This is a genomic window from Thalassospira sp. HJ (assembly GCF_000948415.1).
GTDB lineage: Bacteria > Pseudomonadota > Alphaproteobacteria > Rhodospirillales > Thalassospiraceae > Thalassospira.
In genome coordinates this window covers 117936-141566 of sequence record NZ_JYII01000020.1, presented here as the reverse complement: position 1 = coordinate 141566, position 23631 = coordinate 117936, and the positions used below count along the sequence as shown (strand labels likewise).

24 protein-coding genes are annotated in these 23631 nt (G+C 56.3%); 13 read left to right on the top strand and 11 right to left on the bottom strand.

The genetic code is table 11. The features are described from left to right. Nucleotides 1-6 precede the first annotated feature (6 nt). The 3 genes from UF64_RS16410 to UF64_RS16395 all read left to right on the top strand — a co-directional run bounded on the left by UF64_RS16410 (nucleotide 7) and on the right by UF64_RS16395 (nucleotide 3550). Nucleotides 7-1641, top strand: a complete 1635-nt coding sequence (locus UF64_RS16410; protein WP_044829702.1) for an ABC transporter ATP-binding protein — start codon at nucleotides 7-9, stop codon at nucleotides 1639-1641. Nucleotides 1642-1725: 84 nt separating this feature from the next. Beyond that, a complete protein-coding gene (locus UF64_RS16405) occupies nucleotides 1726-2415 on the top strand; it encodes a hypothetical protein (protein ID WP_044829701.1) in 690 nt (229 codons plus the stop codon). A gap of 346 nt (nucleotides 2416-2761) precedes the next feature. Further along, the gene (locus UF64_RS16395; RefSeq protein ID WP_235285118.1) at nucleotides 2762-3550 is read left to right on the top strand and encodes a LysE family translocator; all 789 of its coding nucleotides are present in this window, start codon (nucleotides 2762-2764) and stop codon (nucleotides 3548-3550) included. 271 nt (nucleotides 3551-3821) lie between these two features. Here the strand turns inward: UF64_RS16395 and UF64_RS16390 are convergent, their stop codons facing one another. Both UF64_RS16390 and UF64_RS16385 read right to left on the bottom strand, forming a co-directional pair. After that, on the bottom strand, nucleotides 3822-4169 hold the full coding sequence (locus UF64_RS16390; protein WP_044829699.1) for a MarR family transcriptional regulator: 348 nt from the start codon (nucleotides 4167-4169) through the stop codon (nucleotides 3822-3824). A 90-nt stretch (nucleotides 4170-4259) separates the two neighbouring features. After that, on the bottom strand, nucleotides 4260-5672 hold the full coding sequence (locus tag UF64_RS16385) for a M17 family metallopeptidase (protein WP_044829698.1): 1413 nt from the start codon (nucleotides 5670-5672) through the stop codon (nucleotides 4260-4262). A gap of 248 nt (nucleotides 5673-5920) precedes the next feature. Between UF64_RS16385 and UF64_RS16380 the strand changes: the two genes are divergently transcribed. The 3 genes from UF64_RS16380 (at nucleotide 5921) to UF64_RS16370 (ending at nucleotide 7573) form a co-directional block, all read left to right on the top strand. Further along, nucleotides 5921-6580, top strand: coding sequence for a glutathione S-transferase family protein (locus tag UF64_RS16380; protein ID WP_044829697.1), 660 nt, complete (start codon nucleotides 5921-5923; stop codon nucleotides 6578-6580). 3 nt (nucleotides 6581-6583) lie between these two features. Further along, nucleotides 6584-7219, top strand: coding sequence for a uracil-DNA glycosylase family protein (locus UF64_RS16375; RefSeq protein ID WP_044829696.1), 636 nt, complete (start codon nucleotides 6584-6586; stop codon nucleotides 7217-7219). A gap of 66 nt (nucleotides 7220-7285) precedes the next feature. Then, entirely contained in the window at nucleotides 7286-7573 is a 288-nt protein-coding gene (locus tag UF64_RS16370; RefSeq protein WP_044829695.1) for a 4a-hydroxytetrahydrobiopterin dehydratase, read from the top strand. A gap of 34 nt (nucleotides 7574-7607) precedes the next feature. Here UF64_RS16370 and UF64_RS16365 read toward each other — a convergent pair whose 3' ends face one another. The 5 genes from UF64_RS16365 to UF64_RS16345 form a co-directional block, all read right to left on the bottom strand. After that, nucleotides 7608-8534 (bottom strand): hypothetical protein, encoded by a 927-nt coding sequence (locus tag UF64_RS16365; protein ID WP_052657676.1) that lies wholly within the window; start codon nucleotides 8532-8534, stop codon nucleotides 7608-7610. A 234-nt stretch (nucleotides 8535-8768) separates the two neighbouring features. Beyond that, on the bottom strand, nucleotides 8769-9530 hold the full coding sequence (locus UF64_RS16360) for an SDR family NAD(P)-dependent oxidoreductase (RefSeq protein ID WP_044829694.1): 762 nt from the start codon (nucleotides 9528-9530) through the stop codon (nucleotides 8769-8771). Nucleotides 9531-9642: 112 nt separating this feature from the next. Continuing rightward, on the bottom strand, nucleotides 9643-10527 hold the full coding sequence (locus tag UF64_RS16355) for a DMT family transporter (RefSeq protein ID WP_044829693.1): 885 nt from the start codon (nucleotides 10525-10527) through the stop codon (nucleotides 9643-9645). Continuing rightward, nucleotides 10524-11480 carry a DMT family transporter gene (locus tag UF64_RS16350; protein ID WP_044829692.1) on the bottom strand — a complete coding sequence of 319 codons (957 nt, stop codon included), beginning with the start codon at nucleotides 11478-11480 and terminating at the stop codon, nucleotides 10524-10526. The genes UF64_RS16355 and UF64_RS16350 overlap by 4 nt, the downstream gene beginning before the upstream one ends. After that, the gene (locus UF64_RS16345; protein ID WP_255353111.1) at nucleotides 11473-12420 is read right to left on the bottom strand and encodes a DMT family transporter; all 948 of its coding nucleotides are present in this window, start codon (nucleotides 12418-12420) and stop codon (nucleotides 11473-11475) included. The genes UF64_RS16350 and UF64_RS16345 overlap by 8 nt, the downstream gene beginning before the upstream one ends. A gap of 203 nt (nucleotides 12421-12623) precedes the next feature. Here UF64_RS16345 and UF64_RS16340 point away from each other — a divergent pair, with 203 nt between their 5' ends. From UF64_RS16340 to UF64_RS16320, 5 genes are all read left to right on the top strand, one after another. Then, entirely contained in the window at nucleotides 12624-13085 is a 462-nt protein-coding gene (locus UF64_RS16340; RefSeq protein ID WP_044829690.1) for an Lrp/AsnC family transcriptional regulator, read from the top strand. A 153-nt stretch (nucleotides 13086-13238) separates the two neighbouring features. Continuing rightward, complete coding sequence (locus UF64_RS16335; protein ID WP_235285116.1) at nucleotides 13239-15206, top strand: potassium/proton antiporter; 1968 nt, start codon at nucleotides 13239-13241, stop codon at nucleotides 15204-15206. Nucleotides 15207-15331: 125 nt separating this feature from the next. Then, entirely contained in the window at nucleotides 15332-16285 is a 954-nt protein-coding gene (locus UF64_RS16330; RefSeq protein ID WP_044829689.1) for a DMT family transporter, read from the top strand. A gap of 42 nt (nucleotides 16286-16327) precedes the next feature. Further along, entirely contained in the window at nucleotides 16328-16828 is a 501-nt protein-coding gene (locus UF64_RS16325) for a DinB family protein (protein ID WP_044829688.1), read from the top strand. Next, nucleotides 16825-17484, top strand: coding sequence for a LysE family translocator (locus tag UF64_RS16320; RefSeq protein WP_044829687.1), 660 nt, complete (start codon nucleotides 16825-16827; stop codon nucleotides 17482-17484). Before UF64_RS16325 ends, UF64_RS16320 begins: the two co-directional genes overlap by 4 nt. Nucleotides 17485-17546: 62 nt before the next feature. Here the strand turns inward: UF64_RS16320 and UF64_RS16315 are convergent, their stop codons facing one another. The 4 genes from UF64_RS16315 to UF64_RS16300 form a co-directional block, all read right to left on the bottom strand. After that, nucleotides 17547-18764: a sodium:proton antiporter gene (locus UF64_RS16315; protein WP_044829686.1), complete on the bottom strand. Its 1218-nt coding sequence runs from the start codon at nucleotides 18762-18764 to the stop codon at nucleotides 17547-17549. A 91-nt stretch (nucleotides 18765-18855) separates the two neighbouring features. Beyond that, nucleotides 18856-19641, bottom strand: a complete 786-nt coding sequence (hisN, locus tag UF64_RS16310; RefSeq protein ID WP_044829685.1) for a histidinol-phosphatase — start codon at nucleotides 19639-19641, stop codon at nucleotides 18856-18858. A gap of 52 nt (nucleotides 19642-19693) precedes the next feature. Then, nucleotides 19694-20476, bottom strand: a complete 783-nt coding sequence (gene hisN / locus UF64_RS16305) for a histidinol-phosphatase (RefSeq protein WP_044829684.1) — start codon at nucleotides 20474-20476, stop codon at nucleotides 19694-19696. Nucleotides 20477-20660: 184 nt separating this feature from the next. Then, nucleotides 20661-21314, bottom strand: a complete 654-nt coding sequence (locus tag UF64_RS16300) for a cytochrome c family protein (RefSeq protein ID WP_044829683.1) — start codon at nucleotides 21312-21314, stop codon at nucleotides 20661-20663. A gap of 617 nt (nucleotides 21315-21931) precedes the next feature. Between UF64_RS16300 and UF64_RS16295 the strand changes: the two genes are divergently transcribed. Continuing rightward, nucleotides 21932-22672 carry a 3-deoxy-manno-octulosonate cytidylyltransferase gene (locus UF64_RS16295; RefSeq protein WP_044829682.1) on the top strand — a complete coding sequence of 247 codons (741 nt, stop codon included), beginning with the start codon at nucleotides 21932-21934 and terminating at the stop codon, nucleotides 22670-22672. A gap of 79 nt (nucleotides 22673-22751) precedes the next feature. After that, entirely contained in the window at nucleotides 22752-23612 is an 861-nt protein-coding gene (locus UF64_RS16290) for a prephenate dehydratase (RefSeq protein ID WP_044829681.1), read from the top strand. Nucleotides 23613-23631 lie beyond the last annotated feature (19 nt).

Genomic DNA, 23631 nt, shown 5'->3' with positions numbered 1-23631 from the left:
ACGGAAATGACCTCAACAACTGATACGCAACCGCTCCTGACGATCAAGGATCTCTCGGTCAAATTCGCCGATGTAACGGCGGTCAAGGACGTGTCCTTTAGCCTGAAACGCGGTCAGACCATGGCGCTTGTTGGTGAAAGTGGCTCGGGCAAATCGGTCACGGCCCTTTCGATCCTGCAATTGCTGCCCTATCCGCGCGCAAGCCACCCGTCCGGCTCCATCGTCTTTGACGGGCAGGAAATGGTTGGGGCCAAGGAACGCCCGCTGCGCAAGATCCGTGGCAACCGGATCTCGATGATCTTTCAGGAACCGATGACGTCACTCAACCCGCTGCACAATATCGAAAAGCAGATCGGCGAGGTGTTGTTGCTCCACAAGGGCCTTCGTGGGGCCAAGGCACGGGCGCGGATTCTTGAACTGTTGGAACTGGTTGGCATTCCCGATCCGGCATCCCGGCTCAAGGCCCTGCCGCATGAGCTTTCCGGCGGCCAGCGCCAGCGTGTGATGATCGCCATGGCGCTTGCCAACGAGCCGGAATTGCTGATTGCCGATGAACCGACCACGGCCCTTGATGTCACCATTCAAGCGCAGATCCTTGAACTGCTCAAGGAGCTGCAGGACAAACTCGGCATGGCGCTTTTGCTGATCACCCATGATCTGCAGATCGTTCAGAAAATGGCGCAGACCGTTTGTGTCATGAAGGACGGCGAAATTGTCGAGGCCGGCGAAGCTCACGCGCTCTTTGAAGCGCCCAAGCACGCCTATACCAAAAAGCTGCTTTCGGCTGTGCCTAGTGGCGAAGCACCTGCCTTGCCCGAAAACGCAAGCGATCTGCTTGAAACCAGCAACATCCATGTGCAGTTCCCGATTGGCCGCAAGGGCATCCTCGGGCGTCCTGATCATTACCTCAATGCGGTCGATCAGATTTCGCTGACGCTCAAGCAGGGGGAAACCCTTGGTATTGTCGGGGAAAGTGGCTCGGGCAAGACCACACTTGCCATGGCGATCCTCAGGCTTTTGAAATCAAGTGGCGATATCCGCTTTGCCGGGCAGGACATTCGTGGCTTTGCTGGGGCGGATTTGCGCAAGCTGCGTCGCGATATGCAGGTCGTGTTCCAGGATCCGTTCGGATCCCTCAGCCCGCGCATGTCGATTGCCCAGATCGTCGGCGAGGGGCTTGAAATCCATGAACCAACCCTGTCCAAGGCCGAACGCGAAGCCCGCATTGCCGAGGCATTGTCGGAGGTCGACCTGCCGCAAAATGCCATGGACCGTTATCCGCACGAATTCTCCGGCGGGCAGCGTCAACGTATTTCGATTGCCCGTGCATTGGTCTTAAAGCCACGCTTCATCGTACTGGATGAACCGACCTCTGCCCTTGATATGTCGGTACAGGCGCAGATTGTTGAATTGCTGCGTGATTTGCAGGCGCGCCATAAAATGGCATACTTGTTCATCAGTCATGATTTGCGCGTTGTGCGTGCAGTGTCTCATCGCGTCATGGTCATGCAGGGTGGCAAACTGGTCGAAAGCGGCGCGGCGGCTGATGTCTTTGACAACCCGACGCAGCCCTACACCAAGGCCCTGCTGGCAGCGGCCCTTGATCTTCGGGCGGCGGGAACGGAATTTGTTGCAAGCTAGGCCGGAAGTTTGACGCCTGATCGGTTGCAACCCGTCTGAAAAGGTAATAAAAACAGGACTGTAAAGTCAGGTTTAAGGGTAAATATGTTGTCACGTGCGATCCAAAATCGAACCGGACATCGACTTTTTGGCCATCTGCTGATCACGGCACTGGTGCTTGCCATGCTCTCTTTGGCAATCCCGGCCGCTCGGGCCAGCGATCCGCCCGCAGATGACGCCAAGACCGAAGAACCCGAAGAACCGGCTGTTCCAGAAATTCCCGAAACAGTTGTTGTGCCTGATCCGGTCTCCCTGACCATCGTCTTGCGCAAAAGCGGTGCCATTCGCCAGATCGTCTTTAATATCTGGCTTGAAGGAACCTCGCGTCAGGCGGCTGGGTTGATCGAACAACGCCTGCCCAAGGTCATCAACGCCTTCCTGGTCGATCTGCAGCGTCTGATGTATCGCGATACCGAACAGCGCTATGAAAGCCGCGAACCGGGCAAGCGCAGCTTTAAATATGTCGGTCCCGATCTTCTCCCGCCCCCGCCACCCAAGACCGAGGAAGAGCTGGCCGCTGAAGCCGCAGCTGCCGCCGAGGCCGAGGAAAAAGGCGAGGAGCTCGTCAAGGAACCACCCTTTAGCCCGTTCCAGCCGGCCGGCAATCGCTATTTCGCCGCCCTTCAGAACAAGCTCCTGCGCACCGGGCAGAACGTCCTTCCGCCCGACACCCTGCGCTCGGTCCAGATCCGTATGTTCTATGACTTCTGGCCGGGCGACGCCAAACCCCGCTAGGGGCGGCGCGCTTACCTTCTATCCAACCCATCAGTGATCTTGGGGCGCAGCCAGACGTGGCCTTACGCAGTTCACGCATGGCCCATTGCCAAACCGGCACTTGTCAATTTGTCGGGCTGTGTGTGATATCCGGGACGGATCGTCACCGGAGTTGCCCCAACCATGTCCTTTGAAATCTGGCTCAGTTTTACCCTGCTGGTCTTTTTGCTTGTCCTGACACCGGGCTCAGAGCCTGTTTCGATTAGCTTGCACCGTTTTGCCGAGGACATTCCTCTGTCTGGCAAGGAAAGGATCGCAGAGCGTAGCGGTGCTACGGTCCAGGGCCTTGACGCTGCGGGGCAGAGGAATGTCCCGGCCCGGAGGGTTCGGTTTGGCGATGTTTTGCGGCGTTACACCGCTTGAACGATGCACCTCATCGTCCGGCGCGCTGTGCCTTGCCAAACAATTCGCCAAACACGAACAAAAGCGGTGCAAGCTAATCGAAACAGGCTCTAACATCCTGATCGGCATGTCGCATGCGCTGCGTTATGGCGCGCGGCCGACCCTGATGACCGCTCTTGGCGATGTCACGGCAAACATGATCCAGATGCTGATTGCAGCCCTTGGTGTCGGGGCGATCCTGGCAACATCGGAAACTGCCTTTGCCGTTGTCAAATGGTGCGGTGTTGCCTTTCTTCTGGTACTCGGTTTGATGTCCTTCTTCCGCAAGCCCACGGAAATCAGCATCAAAACCGGATTCGAAACGAATAGTCAGGCGCGCTTTGAACCGGCAAATGGCCTGCGTCTGTTTCGCGAAGGCTTTCTGGTTGCGGCCGGAAACCCCAAGGCGATTGCCTTTTTCGGTGCACTGTTCCCGCAATTCGTCGATCCCGGTCAGCCGCTCGCAATGCAGCTGGTGATCCTTGGTGCAACCTTCGTGTTTCTTGATTACAGTTTCGTAATGATTTACGCAATGGGTGCTGCGCGGGTGATGCCCTGGCTGGTCAGGCGCGGTGGCACGAACGTCATCGCGCGGCTGTCTGGTGGTGTTTTGATCGTCGCAGCAGGCCTTTTGGCCCTGATTGAGATGCCCGAAACCATGGCGGGCCCTCATCCGGCCCCGGAAGCCCCTGCAAGCCAATACTCAGCCGAATAGCGCCCATAGACCAATTATGGGTCGCCGGGGTGTTGCCTAACACATTGATCAAAAAAGAAGAAAGAACGCGCTGTCCGTGGTCTTTGGTAGGCGCATTACGGACCAACCGGTCTGTATATAGCGATTTTTCGCCATATCAGATGTCATGCATTTAAGATGGGGAAGATTTGCTGTCCTAAATGGCCGATTTCGTAAGGCTGGCCTTGGATAGGGGCGTTTTTCGCTGTTGAAATCCGCGCTTGGCTGTCGGCAGATTTGTTTTACAGCCGGATCAATCGGTCTCAAGACCGGCGGCGACGATGATGTCACCGAATTCACGCAGGAAGACCGAGCCTTTGACCGTACGCTGAACCAGCACCGAACGGCGGTCTTCTTCATCAACCTTGCGTTTGACCATACCAAGCGAGCTCAGACGATCTAGCGCACGGGTAATGGCGGGCTTGGAAATGTTTAGCGCTTCGGAAAGGCCACGCACCGTATGCGGGGCCGGGGTCAGGTAAACGCTCAGCAACAAGGCCATCTGTCGGGCCGACAGGTCGGGGGAATCCCGACGCACACTTTCAACAATCGCGATACGCCAAAGGTCAAGCGCCTGAGACGGTTTGATCTCGATCGACATGTTTGTGCCCAATAATTTATTTGTTACGAATACGTAATCTCTACCTGACCCCTGCCTTGATGTCAAAGGTGTAATTGCCAAAAAAACAATTTACGGTTTGGTTGGGTTCCCGTAACGATCCTTGATCAGCTTGAAGGCAGCCCGGATGCCTTGTGCTTCGCCGCCTGTCGGGCGGCCCGGACGGTCCGACGGGTTCCAGGCCATCAGATCGATATGCGCCCAGCTTTTTGCCCCCTCGGCAAAGCGATCAAGGAACAGGGCAGCAATGATTGCTCCGCCAAACGGGCTGCCGGAAATATTGTTCATATCTGCGGCCTTGCTATCAAGCTGGCTGCGGTAATCATCCCAAAGCGGCAAGCGCCACAGCGGATCATTTTCAGCCAAGCCCATTTCCATAAGGCCATTCGCCAGATCATCATCATTGGAAAACAGGGCCGGCAGACCCAAACCAAGGGCCACACGCGCCGCCCCGGTCAGGGTCGCGAAATCAAGCAGCATGTCCGGGTCTTCCGAGGCCGCCTCGGTCAAGGCATCGGAAAGCACAATGCGGCCTTCGGCATCGGTATTGCCAACCTCGACCGTGATGCCCTTGCGGGTTTGCAAAATGTCACTCGGGCGATAGGCACGACCCGACACCATGTTTTCAACTGCCGGGATCAGAACACGCAACCGCACCGGAAGGTTGGCCGCCATGATCATGCGCGCAAGGCCCAAAACTTGTGCCGAACCACCCATGTCCTTTTTCATCAGAAGCATGTTGCTTGACGGCTTAAGGTCATAGCCCCCGGTGTCAAAACACACACCCTTGCCGACCAGCGTGATCTTCGGTGCGCTTTCCTCACCCCATTTAAGGTCAATCAGGCGCGGCTCACGATCGCTGCCATGGCCAACGGTGTGAATGGCCGGGTAGTTTTGGGTGAGCAGGTCCTGACCAACAATCGCGCTCACGTTTGCACCAAATTCGGCACTCAGCGCCTTGGCGGCCTCTTCAAGCTCGGCCGGGCCCATGTCATTGGCCGGCACATTGATCAGATCGCGCGCAAGGCCAATACCGCGTGCAATGTTTTCGGCGCGCTTGGTGGCATCATTGTCGTGCAGGGCAAATTTGGCGCGCTTGTCCTTTTTGCCGTCATCCTTGCGATACCGATCAAACTGATATCCGCCCAGATAAAGACCAAGGGCGGCCTTCTCATAAAGATCATCGTCCTTCGCCAAATCGTCGGAAAGGGCATAGGTCCCGGCTGGAAGAGATTTCGGCAGACCGGCAAAATCCCAGATCGCCTTGGCATCATCTGCGTACCCGATCAGAACCGATCCCACCGATCCATCCGCACCGGGAAGGGAAAGTTGCGTTCCGCGCTTGCCCTCAAACCCGTTCGCAGTGATCCATGACTTGGTCGCGTCGGATTGCGTGGCAAGCCAGCTTTCAAAGCCGCTTTCAAGGATCGGGGTGATAAGGGTCGGATTGGCAGAAGGATCGCGTGCGATGATGTGCTCGTACAATTTAGGACTTCCCTGCTGGTGGCGTGTGGTAATCGACTGAAAGGGCCGTGGCCAAAGCTGGCGACCCATCAGGATGCGTTTACAAGATATGTTGCCTGATCTTACGGCTGCCACCCCCTAAGGGCAATCGGCGAAACAATCGCGTTTCAAAGGGGCGTTTGTCTGCTTGAACCCGCCGGCCAAAGACCAGATAGTATTCGTCCCGCTCATTATCCGCGCCATCCGCAAAACGCTCCAAGGGGCCCGCCATGCAATCCGTACCTGTTCTTTATATCGGCAATAAAAACTATTCCTCCTGGTCGCTGCGTGCTTGGCTTGGCCTGCGCGTGGCGGGTGTGGAATTTGAGGAAAAGCTCGTTCCGCTCCGCACAGAGGAATGGGCGGCCAAGGCCCCGGTCTTCTCACCAAGTGCCAAGGTCCCGGCCTTCTTTGACGGCAGCAAAACCATCTGGGAGGCACTTGGCATTCTCGAATATATTGCAGATCAGCAGCCCGACACCATGCTCTGGCCGCTTGATATCGATGTGCGCGCGATTGCGCGCGCGGTCTCGCTTGAAATGCATGGCGGCTTTGGGTCTTTGCGAAGCTCCATGCCGATGAATTGCCGCAAAAGCCTGCCGGGTCTTGGCCGCAATCCGGGTGTCGATAAGGACATCAACCGCATCGGCGAAATCTTCAAGATGTGCCGCACGGGGTACGGGCAGGGTGGTGATTTCCTGTTTGGCCATTTCTCGATTGCCGATGCGATGTATGCCCCGGTCGTCTCGCGGTTCAAAACCTATGGCGTGACGTTGGACCCGATCGGCAATGCCTATATGGAAACCATGCTTGCCCTGCCGGAGATGCAGGAATGGTACAAGGCCGCCGCAGAAGAAGAATGGGTGATCGCGGAAGAAGAGGTTAAATAACCTATGCCGGGGCTAAGCGGACAATTGCCCGAAATTGATCCGATGGGTGGCGATGCCGCCCTTGATCAGCTGTTGGCAGAAGTCCGCGCCTGCCGCATCTGTGCCGGTGATCTGCCACTTGGTCCGCGCCCGGTTGTCCGCATGGCAAAATCGGCCCGCATTCTGGTCATCGGGCAGGCGCCCGGCACGCGTGTGCATGAAACCGGCCTGCCGTGGAATGATGCGTCGGGTGATCGGTTGCGGGACTGGCTGGGGCTGTCGGTTGATGATTTCTATGATCCGGCAAAGCTTGCCATCATGCCGATGGGCTTTTGCTATCCCGGCCGTTTTGATCGTGGGGGCGATCTGCCGCCCCGCCCGGAATGCGCCCCGACCTGGCATGACGCCCTTCGCCAGCATCTGCCGGATATCGGCCTGACGCTTCTGATCGGGCAATATGCCCAAGCCCGCTATCTCGGCAAACGCCGCGCCAAAACCATGACCGAAACCGTGCAGCGGTCTGAGGCGTTTCTGGGTGACGAAATCCTGCCGATGCCCCATCCAAGCTGGCGCAACACCGCCTGGATGAAAAAGAACCCGTGGTTTGAAAGCGACCTGTTGCCAGTGCTGCGCGGTCGAGTGCAGGACTTGCTCGGTTAACCCGATTTGGGCTGTGCCGGATCATATGTTTCAATGCGCAAGAACGTTGCGAAAAGGAGGCACCCCATGGCCAAACTCGATACATCCACCATCGAAGCCGCTTTGGCTGATCTGCCCGGCTGGACCCTTGCCGAAGATGGCCTGTCCATCGCGCGCAGCTATAAATTCCGCGATTTCAACGCTGCCTTTGGCTTCATGGGCCGCGTCGCCTTGATGGCCGAAAAAATGGATCACCACCCCGAATGGTTCAATGTCTATAACAAGGTCGATGTCACCCTGACCACGCATAGTGATGGCGGTGTCACGCAAAAGGACATTGATCTCGCCCGCTTCATCGAAGCTATAAAAAGTTAGAATGAAAACGCGCTCATAGGCTCAACCTCGAACCCTATTCCGTCATGTCGGTCGTAAATGCACCTTCGTGATAGGAATGCAGGTCGTTTTTGTACCAGTACCGATCCGGGATTTGACTGGTTTCAGGTGTCGTGAATGGATTTGGGATATCAATTCTATTTCGGTTTGATATGTCCGCCATTTGTAAAGCAGACCGAATATTTGGATGCTGATTAAATAATCGCTCAAATGAGCCGTCGGCATATGCAACTTCAAATCCGCGCGAGATCGCATCAGCTAGTGCTGTATTTTCACGATTAACAAAAAAGAACATTGAGAACGGATATACAAGTAGCAGGCGTTTTTCGATTGTAATATTGGGATTGTCGCGACCGAACTCTCTTAATTCTGGTTCTATTTCCAATAGCCCGCGTGGAAAATAATCCAGTCTCCCGATGTCTATGAGCTTAAAGATAAGTTCATAAGGTGCTTCGGTCACCGTCAGGTTGGCATTCTCCAGAATCCTGATATCTGACCATCCCAGTCCCTGACCCGCATGCATCGACCAAAGCTGTTCAATTGTCCTGATTTTGTCAAAAACGGGTTGTTGGTCGCGATGGATGATAAATAGCCGATACCCAAGAAGTCCTCGCATAATCGGCACACGGATCGGAAGAAATTTTCTTTCGAGTTCTGGGCTTGTTCCAGCCCAGAGAATAGTCAGCTCTTCATGTTCCTGCAGTTCCTTTACGGCCCTAGTTTGTTGCATTGGTGTGGCCGACGGACGCATGTGAAATGGCACGCCTGACTTTTGAAGCACGAGTTTGAGTGTTTCTTTTACGAAATCGTGCGGACCTTTTTCTTGTGCAACGCGCAAGGGATAAACGACATCAAGAGTTTCACTCCCATGCGCGCTTTGCACATTGCAGAACAACAAAAACACGAACGTTGCAAACGCCGAGCGCCTGAGAAAACAATTCATTGATCGTCATCCTGTCACGTCGTTGGTCACGCAGGAATGAGCAGCATTTTATATTATTACTTAAGAAGGTTTATGATGCCCTTTTGGGTATATTGGATGGCCATTGATGGTTTCAAGGAACATTGAGAAGCAACTGACACTGCTAGCCTGAGACGGGCGCAATAAAATACGCCCTGCCGCTGGGGGTCGGCAGGGCGCGTTGGCTGCGGTGATAAGAAGCGAAATGGTGTGGGACTATTTCGGTTCCAGCCGGACCGCGCCATCAATGCGAATGGTCTCGCCATTGATCATTTCATTTTCACAGATATGCATCGCCAGACGGCCATATTCATACGGATCGCCCAAGCGTTTCGGGAATGGCGTATTGGCCGCCAGACTTTCCTGAACTTCATCCGGCAGGCCCATCAACATCGGTGTGCCAAACAGGCCCGGTGCGATGGATGCCACCCGAATCCCATGGCGCGCCAATTCGCGTGCGGCCGGCAGGGTCAGCGACGCCACCCCGCCCTTGGACGCGGCATAGGCTGCCTGTCCGATCTGGCCTTCGAAGGCCGCGATCGATGCGGTGTTGATAATCACCCCGCGCTCGCCGGATCCGGATGGGGTGTTCTGGCTCATCGCGGTGGCGGCAACCCGCATCATGTTGAATGTGCCAATCAGATTGACCGTGATCACCTTGGAAAAGGCCGCAAGATCGGCCGCGCCTTCGCGCCCGACAATGCGTTCGCCGTGCACGATCCCGGCACAGTTCACAAGGATCGACGGAATACCCTGTTCCTTGACCACTTCGGAAATCGCGTGCTCGACACTTTCGGCATTGGAAACATCCACGCCATAGCCAATCCCGCCAAGTTTGGCCGCCGTGGCCTTGGCGCCCTCTTCGTTCAGATCAAAGGCCGCAATCTTTGCCCCGGCATTTGCCAGTGTCTCTGCCGTTGCCGCACCCAGGCCGGACGCAGCCCCGGTAACAATGGCAATCGAGCCCTTGATTCGCATGACGTGACGCCTCCAGACGCGTGTATTTCTGATTAATTTGGTATTTGTATACCAAATTATATCTTTTACCTGCAAGGGCTATTCTGGGATGGTTCCGAGCTGGGGCTTTGCCCTAGTCTTTCTGTCTGGAAAGCTTGCGCTCACGAAGGGCGACATAGATCGCTGCCCCGATAATCATCGCCCCACCGGGCAGGATCCAGATATCGGGCACTTCGCCAAACAAGATCAGCGCCAGCACGGCAATGATCGGCAAACGCAAATAGGAGAACCCGACAAAGAAACTGTAATCGGCCAGTTGCAGGGCTTTGACATTACAAACCTGCATCACATTCATCATAAGGGCCGCAACCGCCATCAGACCCAGCGCCTCAAGACTGGGCGTTTGCCAGACAAACAAGGCCGGGATCAGTGACACCGGTGTCGTGATGATCATCAGATAGAATAAAAGCGATGTGGTGCTTTCGGTTGCGACCAGTTGCTTTGTGATCATCCCGGCCGATGCCATGCAGATGGCTGCTGCAATCGGAAGGATACTGGCCGCCTGCATGGTATCCGTTCCGGGCTGAATAATCAGCGCCACACCGATAAACCCGATCACAATCGCAAGCCATCGGTGAATGCGCACCTGTTCGCGCAGGATGACGGCGGCCAAGATGGTGCCAAATAGGGGCACGGTGAAGTTAAGCGTCGTGGCCTCTGCCAGCGGCAAATACAAAACCGCCATGAACCACAAACACATCTCTGCCGCCGACAAAACCCCGCGCAATCCAAACAGCGGCAGGCGCTTGGTGGCAAGGCTGCCAATCCCGCGCCGCATCACAAGCGGGATCATCAGGATCAGGCCAAAGGCAAAGCGCAAAAACACCGCCTGATAGGGGTGCAATTCTGCCGTGGCATAGCGTATCGTCAGGGTAAAGCAGGCTGCCAGGATCGCTGCGGCCAAGGCAAAGAAACTGGCCTTGATGGTTGCAGGTTGATTGGCAAACCAGATTTTCATTTGCGCTCTTCATCGCGTGCTGGCGGCGGATCAAGATCGCTTGCCGTCGCCGACAGGCCGCGCTTAAGCCGATTGGCTTCGCGGTTCAGCTTCGCCTCGCGCCGGGCAATATAAAGCGCTGATCCGACAATCAGGCACGCACCGGGCAAAAGCCAGATTTCGGGGATTTCGCCAAACATCACAAGCGCAATTGCCGACACAAACGGCAGGCGCAGGTAATTGAACCCGACGACAAAGCCGTAATCATAAACCCGAAACGCGTTGGTATTGCCGATCTGGGTCAGGTTGGCCATGAAGGCCCCCGCCACCATCAACAAGATCGCCTCAAGGCTCGGCGTCTGCCAGACAAAAAGCGCCGGGATCAGGGTCATCGGCGTCGTCAGCACCATCATGTACAGAATGATGGTCGTCGGATTTTCCGTCCGCGACAGCGACTTGATCGTCATGCCGGCACACGCCATGCAGACCGCAGCCGCAATCGGAAACAGGCTTGCCAGCTGCACGGTCTCGCTACCCGGCCGGATAATCACCAACACCCCGCAGAACCCGACCAGAAGGGCGGCGATCCGGTATTTGCGGATTGTCTCGCCCAAAAAGATCGCGGCCAGAATGGTGCCAAACAACGGCACGGTAAAGTTAAGCGCGGTGGCCTCGGCGAGCGGCATATAGGCAATGGCTGAAAACCAGAAACTCATCGCCCCCATCGACAGAACCGCACGCAGACAGAACATCGGAAAACGCTTGGTCTTGAGCGGCACCAGACCGGCACGAAGCGCAAGCGGTGCGATGAATAAAAGCCCAAAGAAATTGCGGAAAAACACCGCCTGCAGCGGGTGGATGTGCTCGGTCGCAAGGCGGACAAACACCGAAAAGACCGCCGCACTGAACGATGCCATCAACCCGAACGCCGTTGCCTGCAAATAAGGCGGCAATGAATTGAACCAGTTACGCATCGGGTTTGTCCCCCGCTGGGGCGTCGCGATCGATCTTGGTGATCGGAATGGCTTGCGGATCGGCCGGGGCCGTCGTTGGCAGGCGGGTTTGTGTCTTCGCGCGCTTCGCCAGAACCGCTTCGCGCCGCGCGATATAAAGGGCCGATCCAATAATCAATGCCGCCCCCGCCCAGGTCCAGAAATCGACCACTTCGCCAAACATGATAAAGGCCAGTGCCGCGACAAACGGCAGGCGCAGGAAGTCAAAGATCATGACATAGGACTGATCGGCCGTGCGATAGGCCCGAACCAGCAATTGCTGCCCGGCGGTGCCAGCAACCGCAATCACCAGCAGGATGAACATCTGCCACATGGTCGGCCCCTGCCAATACATAAGCGCCGGGACCAATGACAAAGGCGTCATGATCAGGCCCATCCATGTCACGATGGCATTGGCACTTTCGGTCCGCGACAGCATCTTCACCGTCGTCATCGCACACGCCATGAAAACTGTCGCGCCAAGGGCCAGGATCGCGCCGGTCTCAAACTCTTGCCCAAACGGGCGAATAACAATCATCGCCCCGACAAAGCCAATCGCAATCGCACTCCAGCGCCGCGCACGCACGGTTTCGCGCACAACAATGGCGGCAAGCACTGTGGTCAGGATCGGCAGGGTAAAGTTGATCGCAATCACCTGTGCCGCTGGCGACAGCGAAAGGGCGGTAAAAATGCAGGACATCGCCCCGAAACCAAGCACCCCGCGCAGGAAATGCAGCTTGAACCGCTCGGTCTTTAATCCGCTCCGCCCGTGACGCACCATCCAGGGCACCATCGGCAACAAACCGAACAGGTTACGGAAAAACGATGCTTCGAACGGGTGAAGGTCGGCTGTGACATAGCGGATGAAAACGGCCATTACCGCAAAACACATTGCAGCACTGATCATCAACAGGGCGCCCATCAGGGCTGCATTGTCAGAAGTAGCGCGAGGTAAAATCATTACATGTAAAGGTTTACGCAGCTATCCGGAAAAAATCCAGTACCCGTGAGTTGAGATGCCAAGCTGATTGCGCATGGCTGCCCCGGCAAATTTGGCGAAGAGTTCGCGTGAGACCGATTTTCGTGTAAGATCAACGCCATCAAATCCATTCAGGGGGAAGATTAATGGATGCAATTGATCGCAAACTGATCGACATCCTGCAGGAAGACGCGTCGCTGTCCTATTCGGTTTTGGGAACCAAGGTCGGTCTGTCGGTCTCTGCGGTGAATGATCGTGTGCGCAAACTGCGCGAACAGGGGATTATTCAGGCTTATCGTATTTCGGTCGACCCAAACGCCATTGGCCGCGCTTTGACTGCGCTGGTCTGGCTGCGCACCGATCCGGCCAAGGGGAACAAGAAACTGGTCAAATCCCTGATCAAGGCTGACGAGGTTCTTGAATGCCATCACATGACCGGGCGCTTTGATTTCCTCGTCAAACTACGCCTGCGCGATACCGCCCATCTGGAGTCCTTCATTTCCGACACGATCAAGGAAATGCCCGGTGTCGTCGAAGTCTTGCCGGAAATTGCATTGTCGACGTCAAAGGAAACGCTTTTTGTTCCGGCCCAGGCCGAAACGGACTGACCAATTTACGCTGCCCGGAAATATTTTAATCAACAGCCGGGTGATGGCATTGTCGGTCATCATTTCCTAAGTATCTGAGTGCTATTGCTTTGTGAGTTGCCAACGAACAGCCTGATCCGCCCATTCTGACACCGTCAAACAGGAGCCCCCGAAATGATTGAATCGATGAATCTGGTCATCCTGATTGCATCGATTCTGGTGGTGGTTGCCGTTTTCACCAGTCTGGTCAGCTTCCGGGTCGGCGCACCCTTGCTGTTGGTGTTCCTGTTTGTTGGTTTGGGGGCGGGCGAAGACGGCATTGGCGGCATCATGTTCGACAATGCGCCGCTGGCCTATTTCATTGGCTCCATCGCACTCGCCCTGATCCTGTTTGACAGTGGCTTTGAAACCCAGTTCCGAACATTAAAAATCGCCGCCGGGCCATCACTGGTGCTGGCAACCTTCGGGGTTTTGATTACCACCGGTGTGATTGGTGGGGTCACCTGGCTGGTACTGGATGTGCCCTGGCTGGTGGCACTTCTGTTTGGGGCGATTGTCAGTTCGACCGATGCGGCGGCGGTGTTTTTCCTTTTGCGTGTCGGTGGGATCAATCTGCGTGATCGCACGCGCAGTACGCTTGAAGTTGAGTCGGGGTCAAACGACCCGATGGCGGTGTTTCTGACCATCTCGCTGGTCGAACTCATCATCCTTGGTGGTGGTGACAATATCGCCCTTGAACTCCTGCAACGCTTTGTTTTGCAGATCGGCTTGGGCGGTGTGTTCGGGCTTGCTGGCGGCTATGCGCTGGTCTGGATGATCAACCGGGTCAAACTTGAACCGGGTCTGGTGCCGATCATTACCATGGCACTCGCACTTAGCCTGTTTGGCGCGACCAGCATCCTTGGCGGCAGTGGCTTCATGGCGGTCTATGTTGCGGGCCTTTATGCCGGCAACAGCAAGATGCAAATGAGCGTCGGCGTCCGCCGTTTCCAGCATGTCACCACATGGCTGGCCCAGATCGCGATGTTTGTCACATTGGGTCTCCTTGCCACCCCGTCCGAATTTGGCGCGGTGATTATTCCGGGCGTGATCTTGGCCCTTGTACTGGTCTTTATCGCCCGTCCGGTTGCGGTCTGGCTGTGCCTGATGTTCTTTAACTTCTCGCGCAATGACACGGCCTTTATTTCGTGGGTTGGTTTGCGCGGTGCGGTGTCGATCCTGCTGGCCATTGTGCCGATGGTCGAAGGCGTGCCCGAAGGGCAGCTGTTGTTTAACACTGCCTTCATCGTCGTCATCACATCCCTTCTGTTGCAGGGCTGGACGATCCGCAAGGTCGCCAATTGGTTGGGGATTATCGTCCCGGCCAAGCATGGCCCGGTCGACCGTATCGACCTTGAACTGCCGGGCAACGCCAATCAGGAAATCGTTGTGTATCGCGTGCACGAAGCCAGTGCCGTTGCCACCGGCCATCGTATTCCACGTTGGGCCCGGCCCAGCCTGATCCTGCGTGATGGCGCGTCGCTCCGCCCGCATTCCGCTGGCCACATTCAGGCCGGTGATCAGGTCTATATCATCACCCCGCCGCGCCATGTCGAACTGCTCGACCAACTCTTTGCCGGCCCGGCCGAAGGTGCGAATGACATCGAACTGTTTGGCGATTTCAGCTTCCCGGCCGACACACGCATTGCCGATATCGCCCGCCTCTATGGCTTCGCACTTGAAGATGGTGACGCCGAACTGACTGTTGCCGAAATCATGGATCGCGATCTGCCCGGCGATCTCGAACTCGGTGATCGCATGCCCTATGGCACCGTCGAGCTCATCGTGCGCCGCACCGATGATGAGCACGGCTTGCTTGAGGTCGGCCTTGCGGTCGAGCAGCAAAAAGCCAAACCCAAACGCCGCATTCCGATCTTCCAGTCCCGCAGCGAGTTGCTTGAAATCTGGAAGGACTGGCAGAAACGCAAGCGGGCTGAAAAGAACGCGGCACTCCGTGATTCGAAATCAACGCCAGCCAAGCAGATCGACGAAGAAGGCACCAAGGTCTCAGACGATCAGATCGAAGACGCCACAGAAGACAGCGCGTCCGAACCTGATCAGTCTGAGACAGACGCTTCGGCAGCCTCGGATAAAAAGGCCTGATCCTTAACGCATTAAATTGCCGTTTCATGGATTAGCTTTGCTAATGGCAGGATCAAAAAAGCTGGTTTGGTGGCGGACTGGAACTGCCCTAAATTGCGGCTTCAAAGTTTTTGGAGTTCCGGGCCATGTTTGGTCTTTATGCCGCCGTTGTTTTGATCTGGGGATCGACCTGGATCGCCATTCAGTATCAGCTTTCTGTCGCCCCCGAAGTGGCTGTTGCCTATCGCTTTGCCTTGGCAACGCTGATCTTGATGGCCTGGTGTGTGGTGCGTCATTTGCCGATGCGCTTTAACGTACGCGATCATTTCTTCATGGCGGTTCTGGGCGTCTGTCTGTTTTCGCTGAACTATGTGCTGATTTATGTTGCCAGTGTGCATCTGACCTCGGGGCTTCTGGCAGTGGTGTTTTCGACCATCGTCATCATGAATATGATTAATGGCGCGATCTTCTTCCGCCGCCGTCCCGAAACCCGCACCCTGATCGGCGCCAGCATTGGTCTTGCCGGGATTGCCATGGTCTTTGCCAATGATCTTGCCAGTTTTGATCTGGCGGCCGGCGGCAGCATTGGGCTTCTGGTGTCACTGGCGGGCAGTTACATCGCATCGCTGGGCAATATGGCATCGGCCCGCAACCACGCGCGCGGTGTGCCGGTCATGCAGGCCAATGCCTTTGGTATGCTCTATGGCACATTGTTGCTGTTTGGCTATATCGCGCTTGCCGGTATTCCGGTGACCTTTGATGCCAGCGTTAGCTTCCTTGCCGCGTGGGTATACCTTGCACTGTTCGGGTCGGTTCTGGGCTTTGGGTTTTATCTGACCCTTCTGGGAAAAATCGGGCCGGATCGTGCGGCCTATAGTTCCGTGATGTTTCCGATTGTCGCGTTGTTGCTGTCGACCTGGTTTGAGGATTTCCACTGGACGGGCAATATCATCTTCGGTGTTGCGCTGACATTGGTCGGCAACGTGGTTATTCTGACCAAACGGGTTCCCAAACCGGCAAGTCAGGTGCTTGAACACGTTACCCCGGCCCCGGTTCAGAACCCCGCCACCTGCACACCGACCCCCGGTGTGAAATCCTGATCCCAAGCCGAAACGCGCGATCGCAGAAGACGGAGAGAAAAGATGAATGGTGCGGCCTATTTCGAACGCATGGCGCAGTATAATATCTGGGCCAACAGGCATGCATATGACGCCTGCGCCAAATTGCCTGCGGCGGAACTCGACGTACCGCGCCGCGCCTTCTTCCCGTCCATCATGCGCACGCTCAACCATCTTGTCGTCGCTGATCGCCTATGGATGGGCCGCTTGCTCGGCAGTCCGGTGAGTATGCCGCTTGATACGGTCCTTTATGAAGATTTCGATGAACTGCGCACCGCACGCGAGGCCGAAGATCAGGCGATCTTGGAATTCACCCGCAACCTGACCGATGCCGAAGTCTCATCCGATCTGACCTATCAGTCGGTCACCGCAGGCGCCTATACCATGCCGCGCGATCTGATTCTGGGCCATATGTTTAACCATCAGACCCATCATCGCGGGCAGCTCTCCAACATGTTGATCGAAGCAGGTTCCGGCCCGCTTGAAATCGATCTGATTTATTTCGGTCGGGAGTTACTCGCGTGATCGAGCTTCTTGTTGCCTACACGCCGTTTCTGATTGCGGCCTTGTTGCTTAACATCTCGCCCGGGCCGGACATGGCCTATATTGTCGGGCAAACAGCGGTGCATGGGCGCAAGATCGGTTTGTTCTCATCGATTGGCGTGATTTCCGGCGCTTTTGTTCATGTCCTCGCGGCGACCTTCGGGCTGTCGGCCATTCTGGCAACCTCGGCCCTTGCCTTTGCCATCGTCAAATGGATTGGGGTGGCCTATCTGGTGTGGCTTGGGATTGGGGCGCTGCGCAGCAGTTTTGCCAAATCCGAAACAGATGAAGCATCTGACGCGCCCGCCGCACCGATTTCAACCAAACCGATGACGGTCTTTGGCGCCTGGCGTCAGGGGGTGATGATTGATGTGCTCAATCCCAAGGTCGCGATTTTCTTCATGGCCTTTCTGCCGCAATTCGTTGATCCCGCGCGCGGCAATGGCGCGGTTCAGTTTTTGCTGCTGGGTCTGATGGTGCTTTTGATCGCCTTTGTCGTCGAGGGCATGCTGGTTTTGGCGGTGGCCTCGGCCGCAGGCCGGATCAAGGGCAGCCGCAAACTTGGTGCGTGGCTGCATCGTGCACTAGGCACCATGTTCATCGCCCTTGGCGTGCGGCTGGCCATCAGCCAGCAATAAACAGAACCGAATAAGTGTAGGGCAGGGGCGCGATTAACGTCGTCCCACCCGAAACCTGTCCCTCAGGATTTTCGCCCAAGATAGCGCACCAGTGCGCGCGATGCCGGGGCAGCCGAAATGCCGTGGGCGACGATGCTGATGCAAATGATCATGGTGCCCGCCGCAAACAGCGGCCTGAACTCGCCCGGATCAATCATGGTCGCCATAATCAGCATGTAAATCACCGAGGCAATGCCGCGCGGCCCGAACCAGCCGATATAAAGCTTCTCGCCCAGGCTATAGGGGCTGCCGATCATGCAGATCCACACACAAAGCGGGCGCAGCACCGCAAGGCTTGCAATCGAAAACACCAGCATCGACCAGGTCCAGGCATCATAAAGTGCCGGCACGACAATCAGGCCAAAGACAAAGAAGGTCAGCATGGTCAGAAGCTCTGACTCGGCCTCGCCAAAGCTTTCAATCGCGTCCCTGACGTCGTCACTGGAAATATTAAGTGCAAGCCCGCCGGCAAAGGCGGCAACAAAGCCATTGCCGCCTAGCTCCTCGGCCAGAAGGAAGATGAAAAGGGCGGCCAGAACGCCCAGCAACCTTTCAAACCGCGCCACCATGGTGCGGTGCCGGACGGCGTGATTGACCACCTGGCCAATGACATAGCCACAGACAACCCCGATGACAGCACCCACCGAAATCTCAAGAACAGCTTCGGCGATCCAGCCCTGACGCCCGTCACTGAGAAGATTGGCTTCAAGCAACACCGCTGTTGTGAAAACCGGCAGGACCAGGCCGTCATTAAGCCCGCTTTCAATATTGATGCCCTGTCGCACTGGATCAGGCACACCCTTGTTTTCCAGCACCGGTCGGCCAAGGGCAGCATCGGTCGGACTGACGATAAGCGCCAATATCAGGGCTGGCACCAGCCCGATGGATGGATCAAGCCCGACGATAAACGCCCAGGTCACCCCGATGGTCAGCGGCAAGCCCACCAGCAAAAGCCGGAGCGCCACATTACGCGCCGCACTTTCGCGGCGGTAATCAAGCACCGCAGCATCCAGGAACAGAATGATCGCCAGCGTCATCTCGGCAAAGCCGGTAGTGAAATGAACACTGCCTGAAAGCGCATTCATTGGCGCGCCCTGCCAGATACCAAGTGGTACAGCCACCAGCATCCCGGTCAGAACCATCATCATTGGCGATGAAATATTACGGCGTTGCAGGCGGCGCGATTGCAGCCCATAAACCAGCCCGGAGCCGAGAAAAAGAATGATCACCCATTCAAACATGGCGCTGCCCAACCTGTTGCCTGATCCAGAGCGTTAAGCCAAGTGTGCCCGAAAGGTGCCAGATCGCCAAATGCTTAAGGCATCAATGGCCTTACGCGACGGCCTTTTGCAAAACCGCCAAGCCCTCGGCATGCGCACGCGCATCACCACTGGCAATCACCAGATCACCACTGTTGATCGTAAGGCTCTTGCCTTCCCAATCGGTAATCACGCCCCCGGCCCCCTCGATCACCGGCACGGCGGCACAGAAATCATAGGGCTGCAGGTTTGACTCGACCAACACATCGCCAAACCCCATGGAAATCAGGCCGTATCCGTATGAATCGATACCGTAAATCGGCTGCTTGGCCGCGCCAAAGATCGCCTCGTATCCGGCAATTGCCTTTTCCTCGACGAAAAGATCCGGTCCCGTGGTGAAAATGGTGGCATCCTTCAGGTGCGCGCATTCGCGTGCGGTGACCGGTTTGCCATTCAGTGTCGTCGGCTGTCCTTCGACCCCGATCCAGCGTTCATCCAAAATCGCCTGATCAATCACGCCCAGCACCGGCTTGCCATTTCGGCACAGCGCAATCAGGGTATTGAAGCTGGGCTTGCCGGTAATAAACGACTTGGTGCCGTCAATCGGATCAAGGATCCAGACATACTCGGCATCAAGGTTTTCCGGCCCGTATTCCTCGCCCAGAATGCCATGGTCAGGCAGTTCCGCATTGATCAGATCGCGCATGGTGCGCTCGATTGCCCGGTCGGCATCGGTGACAAGGCTGGCATCGCCCTTTTCATCGATATCAAGCGGCTTGCGGTAATAGCTTTGCAGCACAGGGCGCGCCGCATCGGCAAGCTTGTGGGCCATGGCAAGAAACGGGTGGCTGTTGGTCATCGGATTTCCTGTGTCGGGCAAGAATATTGGTCGTGGGGCAGGCGGCGTAAGGTTACGCCATCGCCGCCTTGATGGTCGCGAGAACATCCTGATGGCAGCGCGCATCGCCACTGGCGACAACATCACCGGCACTGTCGATATGAAGCGGCTTGCCCGCCCAATCGGTCATTACCCCGCCGGCACCCTCAACCACCGGCACCAGCGCACAGAAATCATACGCCTGAAGCCCGATCTCAACCACCGTATCAGCCAGACCAAGGGCGGTCAGGCCATAGGCATAGGCATCAACACCATACATCGGCACCCGGCAGCCTTTCGAAACCGCGTCATAGGCCTTTTTGGCGCCATCCTTGAACAGTTCCGGTGCGGTGGTAAAGAAGGTCGCGCTTTTCAGGTCTTCGCATTCGCGCGCGCTGATTTCCGTGCCGTTCATCGTGCTGGCCTGACCCATCACACCGACCCAGCGTTCATCGGTGATCGCCTGATCGATAATGCCCAGAACCGGGGTGCCCTTGTGGCAAAGCGCAATCAATGTCGCAAAGCTCGGCTTGCCGGAAATGAACGATTTGGTGCCGTCAATCGGATCAAGCACCCAGACATATTCCGCATCGACATTTTCCCGGCCATGTTCCTCGCCCAGAATACCATGATCGGGAAGCTCGGCATTGAGGATATCGCGCATGGTGCGTTCGACTTCACGATCAGCAATCGTGACCGGGCTGTCATCGGCCTTCACATCAACCGCGACCGGGGTGCGGTAATATTTGCGCACGACTGGGCGTGCGGCATCGGCCAGCTTGTGGGCGATTTCCAAAAACGGATCGAGATTTTCCATAAAGGCATTCCTGCAGGCGGTTGAAGTCAGGCGGGATATGGCCGGTACTATTTCCGCTTTGCGTCCAGAACGCAAGGATGCCCTTTGCTCCTGCCCTGATCAAATCCCCAAACGCAAACAGGGGACAGTTTCCTGTCCCCTGCGAAATCCGTGCTGACCTTAAATATCCGGTCAGGCGAAAGCTTTACTGTGCGGTGGCCGCGTCAACTGCTTCGCCAGCTTCTTCAACCGCGTCTTCAACAGCAGCAGCTGCTTCGTCGACGGCTTCCTCAACAGCTTCGGCTGCTGCCGGATCCGGGAACGGAAGCGGGTTGTCAGACTTGGTGTTCAGCCAGGCAATAACTGCGGCACGGTCGGATGCCTTTTTCAGACCGCCAAAGCTCATTTTGGTGCCATCGATGTAATCGCGCGGCTTGTAAAGGAACTCGTTCAGCTCCTCAAAGCCCCAGTTGCCACCGTGGCTCGCCATGCCGTCAGAGTAGGCGAAATCACCCTTGTGCGCAAAGGCCGCACCAACGATGCCATAAAGGTTCGGGCCGGTTTTGTTCGGACCGCCTTTTTCGACGTCATGGCAGGATGCGCATTTTTTGAAGACTTTCTCGCCTTCACCCATGTCGGCAGATGCCAGCATGGCAAGAATCGGTTCCGGGCCAGCCGGTGCCGCCGGAGCAGCAGCAGGGGCACTGGCACCCGCCATCACATCTTCGGAGAACGGATATACCGGTGCTTCCAGTTCCTCGGGACTGACCAGTGCGCTGCCGACCTTGCCGACAACCACTACCAGAAGCACAGCACAAATAACACCGGCGACGATCTTGTTGATTTCCATCGTGTTCATGACGGGACCCCGTTACAGCCTAATCACTCTCAGGTTTTATCTTTATGTTCTACCCATGCGTCCCCGGCAATCCTCGATCAAGAGAAACACACGTGTAACCGCAGGCAAAACTGGTCGGTGGGAAACTATACGTTTCAGCGATTTGCATCAACCTTTCTTAAACACCAAGGCGAATATCCATGCTTTAGAACTTTCGTCTAAGGTCAGGACTTATTAATTTGGTTTGAATGGTCGCTCAGATTTGTGCGGATACGCGAAGCAAAACTGCAGGAAGATAAATATCTTTCAAGGTTTTGCGACAAAGTAGCCCGTGCAAATCTGAGCGATCCGAAGGACAGAGCTTATATTTGCAAACTCCTGCGTCAAATCCCTTAAGCGGGATACCAACCCGCTTTGCGGCATTTTCCTAAGATTTTACAAATATAAGCTCTGCCATTCCAATCAAATTAATAAGTCCTGACCTTGGTGTTGTTTGAAAAACGATTCCGCCTTTCGCCTCCCCACCAAAACCGGCTAATGTCGCGCCGATTCATACCTGTGTTCTGCCATCGCTTGTTCTCATCACGCTTTGCGCAAGATCAAAAACCGGGTGATTTGTGCCTTATTGGAGCGAAGAAATGTCGACCCCGCGCAATCCTGTTGTTGTAATTCCCGCCCGAATGGCCTCCACGCGTTTGCCCAATAAACCGTTGGCCGATATCTGTGGCGAACCAATGATCGTTCAGGTTTGGAAACGCGCGACGGAGGCGGGAATCGGCCCGGTTCTGGTTGCCTGCGCCGAACAGGAAATCGCTGATGCCATCACCGCTGCCGGGGGTATCGCCGTTCTGACTGACCCGGATCTGCCCAGCGGATCGGACCGCGTCCATCAGGCACTCGAAACCTTCGACCCCGACGGCAAGTTTGACGCCGTCGTCAATGTGCAGGGCGATTTGCCAACCATTGATGCCGCCGATATCCGTGCGGTGTTTGAACCGCTTGCCGATCCGGCAGTTGATATCGCCACTCTGGCCGCTGAGATTAAACGCGATGAAGAACGCACCAACCCCAACGTGGTCAAGGCGGTTGCGGCCTTCGGCACTGGGCGTGTTGCGCGCGCCCTTTATTTCACGCGCGCGACTGCACCGCATGGCGACGGGCCGCTTTATCATCACATCGGTCTTTACACCTATCGCCGCGCGGCCCTTGATCGTTTCGTTTCCCTGCCGCCCGCCGAACTCGAACAGCGCGAAAAGCTCGAACAGCTGCGCGCGCTTGAAAACGGCATGGTGATCGCGGTGGCCCTGGTCGATGGTGTGCCGCTTGGTGTTGATACCCAGGAAGACCTCGAACGCGCGCGACTTGTCTTGGGCGCTTAATTGGGGTTTTCTATCCGACCGCATCGCAATAGATGCGGTTCTATAACAAGTCTTTATGCTTACTTCAGGAAACAGCCAGATGACTGCGCAACAAAGGATCGCTTTTCAGGGAATGCACGGTGCCTATTCAGATCAGGCAGCCCGTCGCGCCTTTCCGGGTGCAACGACAGTACCGTACAGGACCTTTGAAGGCGCTTTTGGCGCACTTGAAGAAGGCGATGTCGATCTGGCGGTGATCCCAATTGATAACACGCTGGCCGGTCGCGTGGCGGATGTGCACCACATCCTGCCGGAATCCGGTGTGCATATTATCGGTGAAACCTTCCTGCGCATTAACCACGCGCTGGTCGCCGTCCCCGGCACCAAGATCGAGGAAATCAAGGAAATCCACAGCCACGTTCATGCGCTTGGCCAATGCCGCAAGCTGCGCAAGGAACTCGGCGTGAATGCCGTGGTCGGTCCCGATACCGCCGGCTGTGCCAAGGAAGTCGCCGATCGTGGTGATAAATCCATTGCCGCCATTGCGCCGGTGCTCGCCGCCGAGATTTATGGCCTTGATGTGCTCCGCACCGAGGTCGAGGATGCGGCGCATAACACCACGCGCTTCATCATCCTGGCCCGCGAACCGCTTGATATTGCAAATGACGGCACCCCGGTTGTGACCAGCTTCGTCTTCCGTGTGCGCAACGTTGCCGCTGCCCTTTACAAGGCGCTGGGCGGCTTTGCCACCAACGGGATCAACATGACCAAGCTTGAAAGCTACATGGTCGAAGGCCACTTCACCGCGACCCAGTTCTTTGCCGAAGTCGAAGCCCATCCCGAACAGCTCGGCCTGCGCCACGCGCTCGAAGAACTGCAATTCTTCTCGCACGAGGTCCGCATCCTCGGCGTCTATCCGGCCCATCCCTTCCGCAAGGATAACCATCCCCCGGCGGAATAGGCCCGCAGCAAAAGCAAGA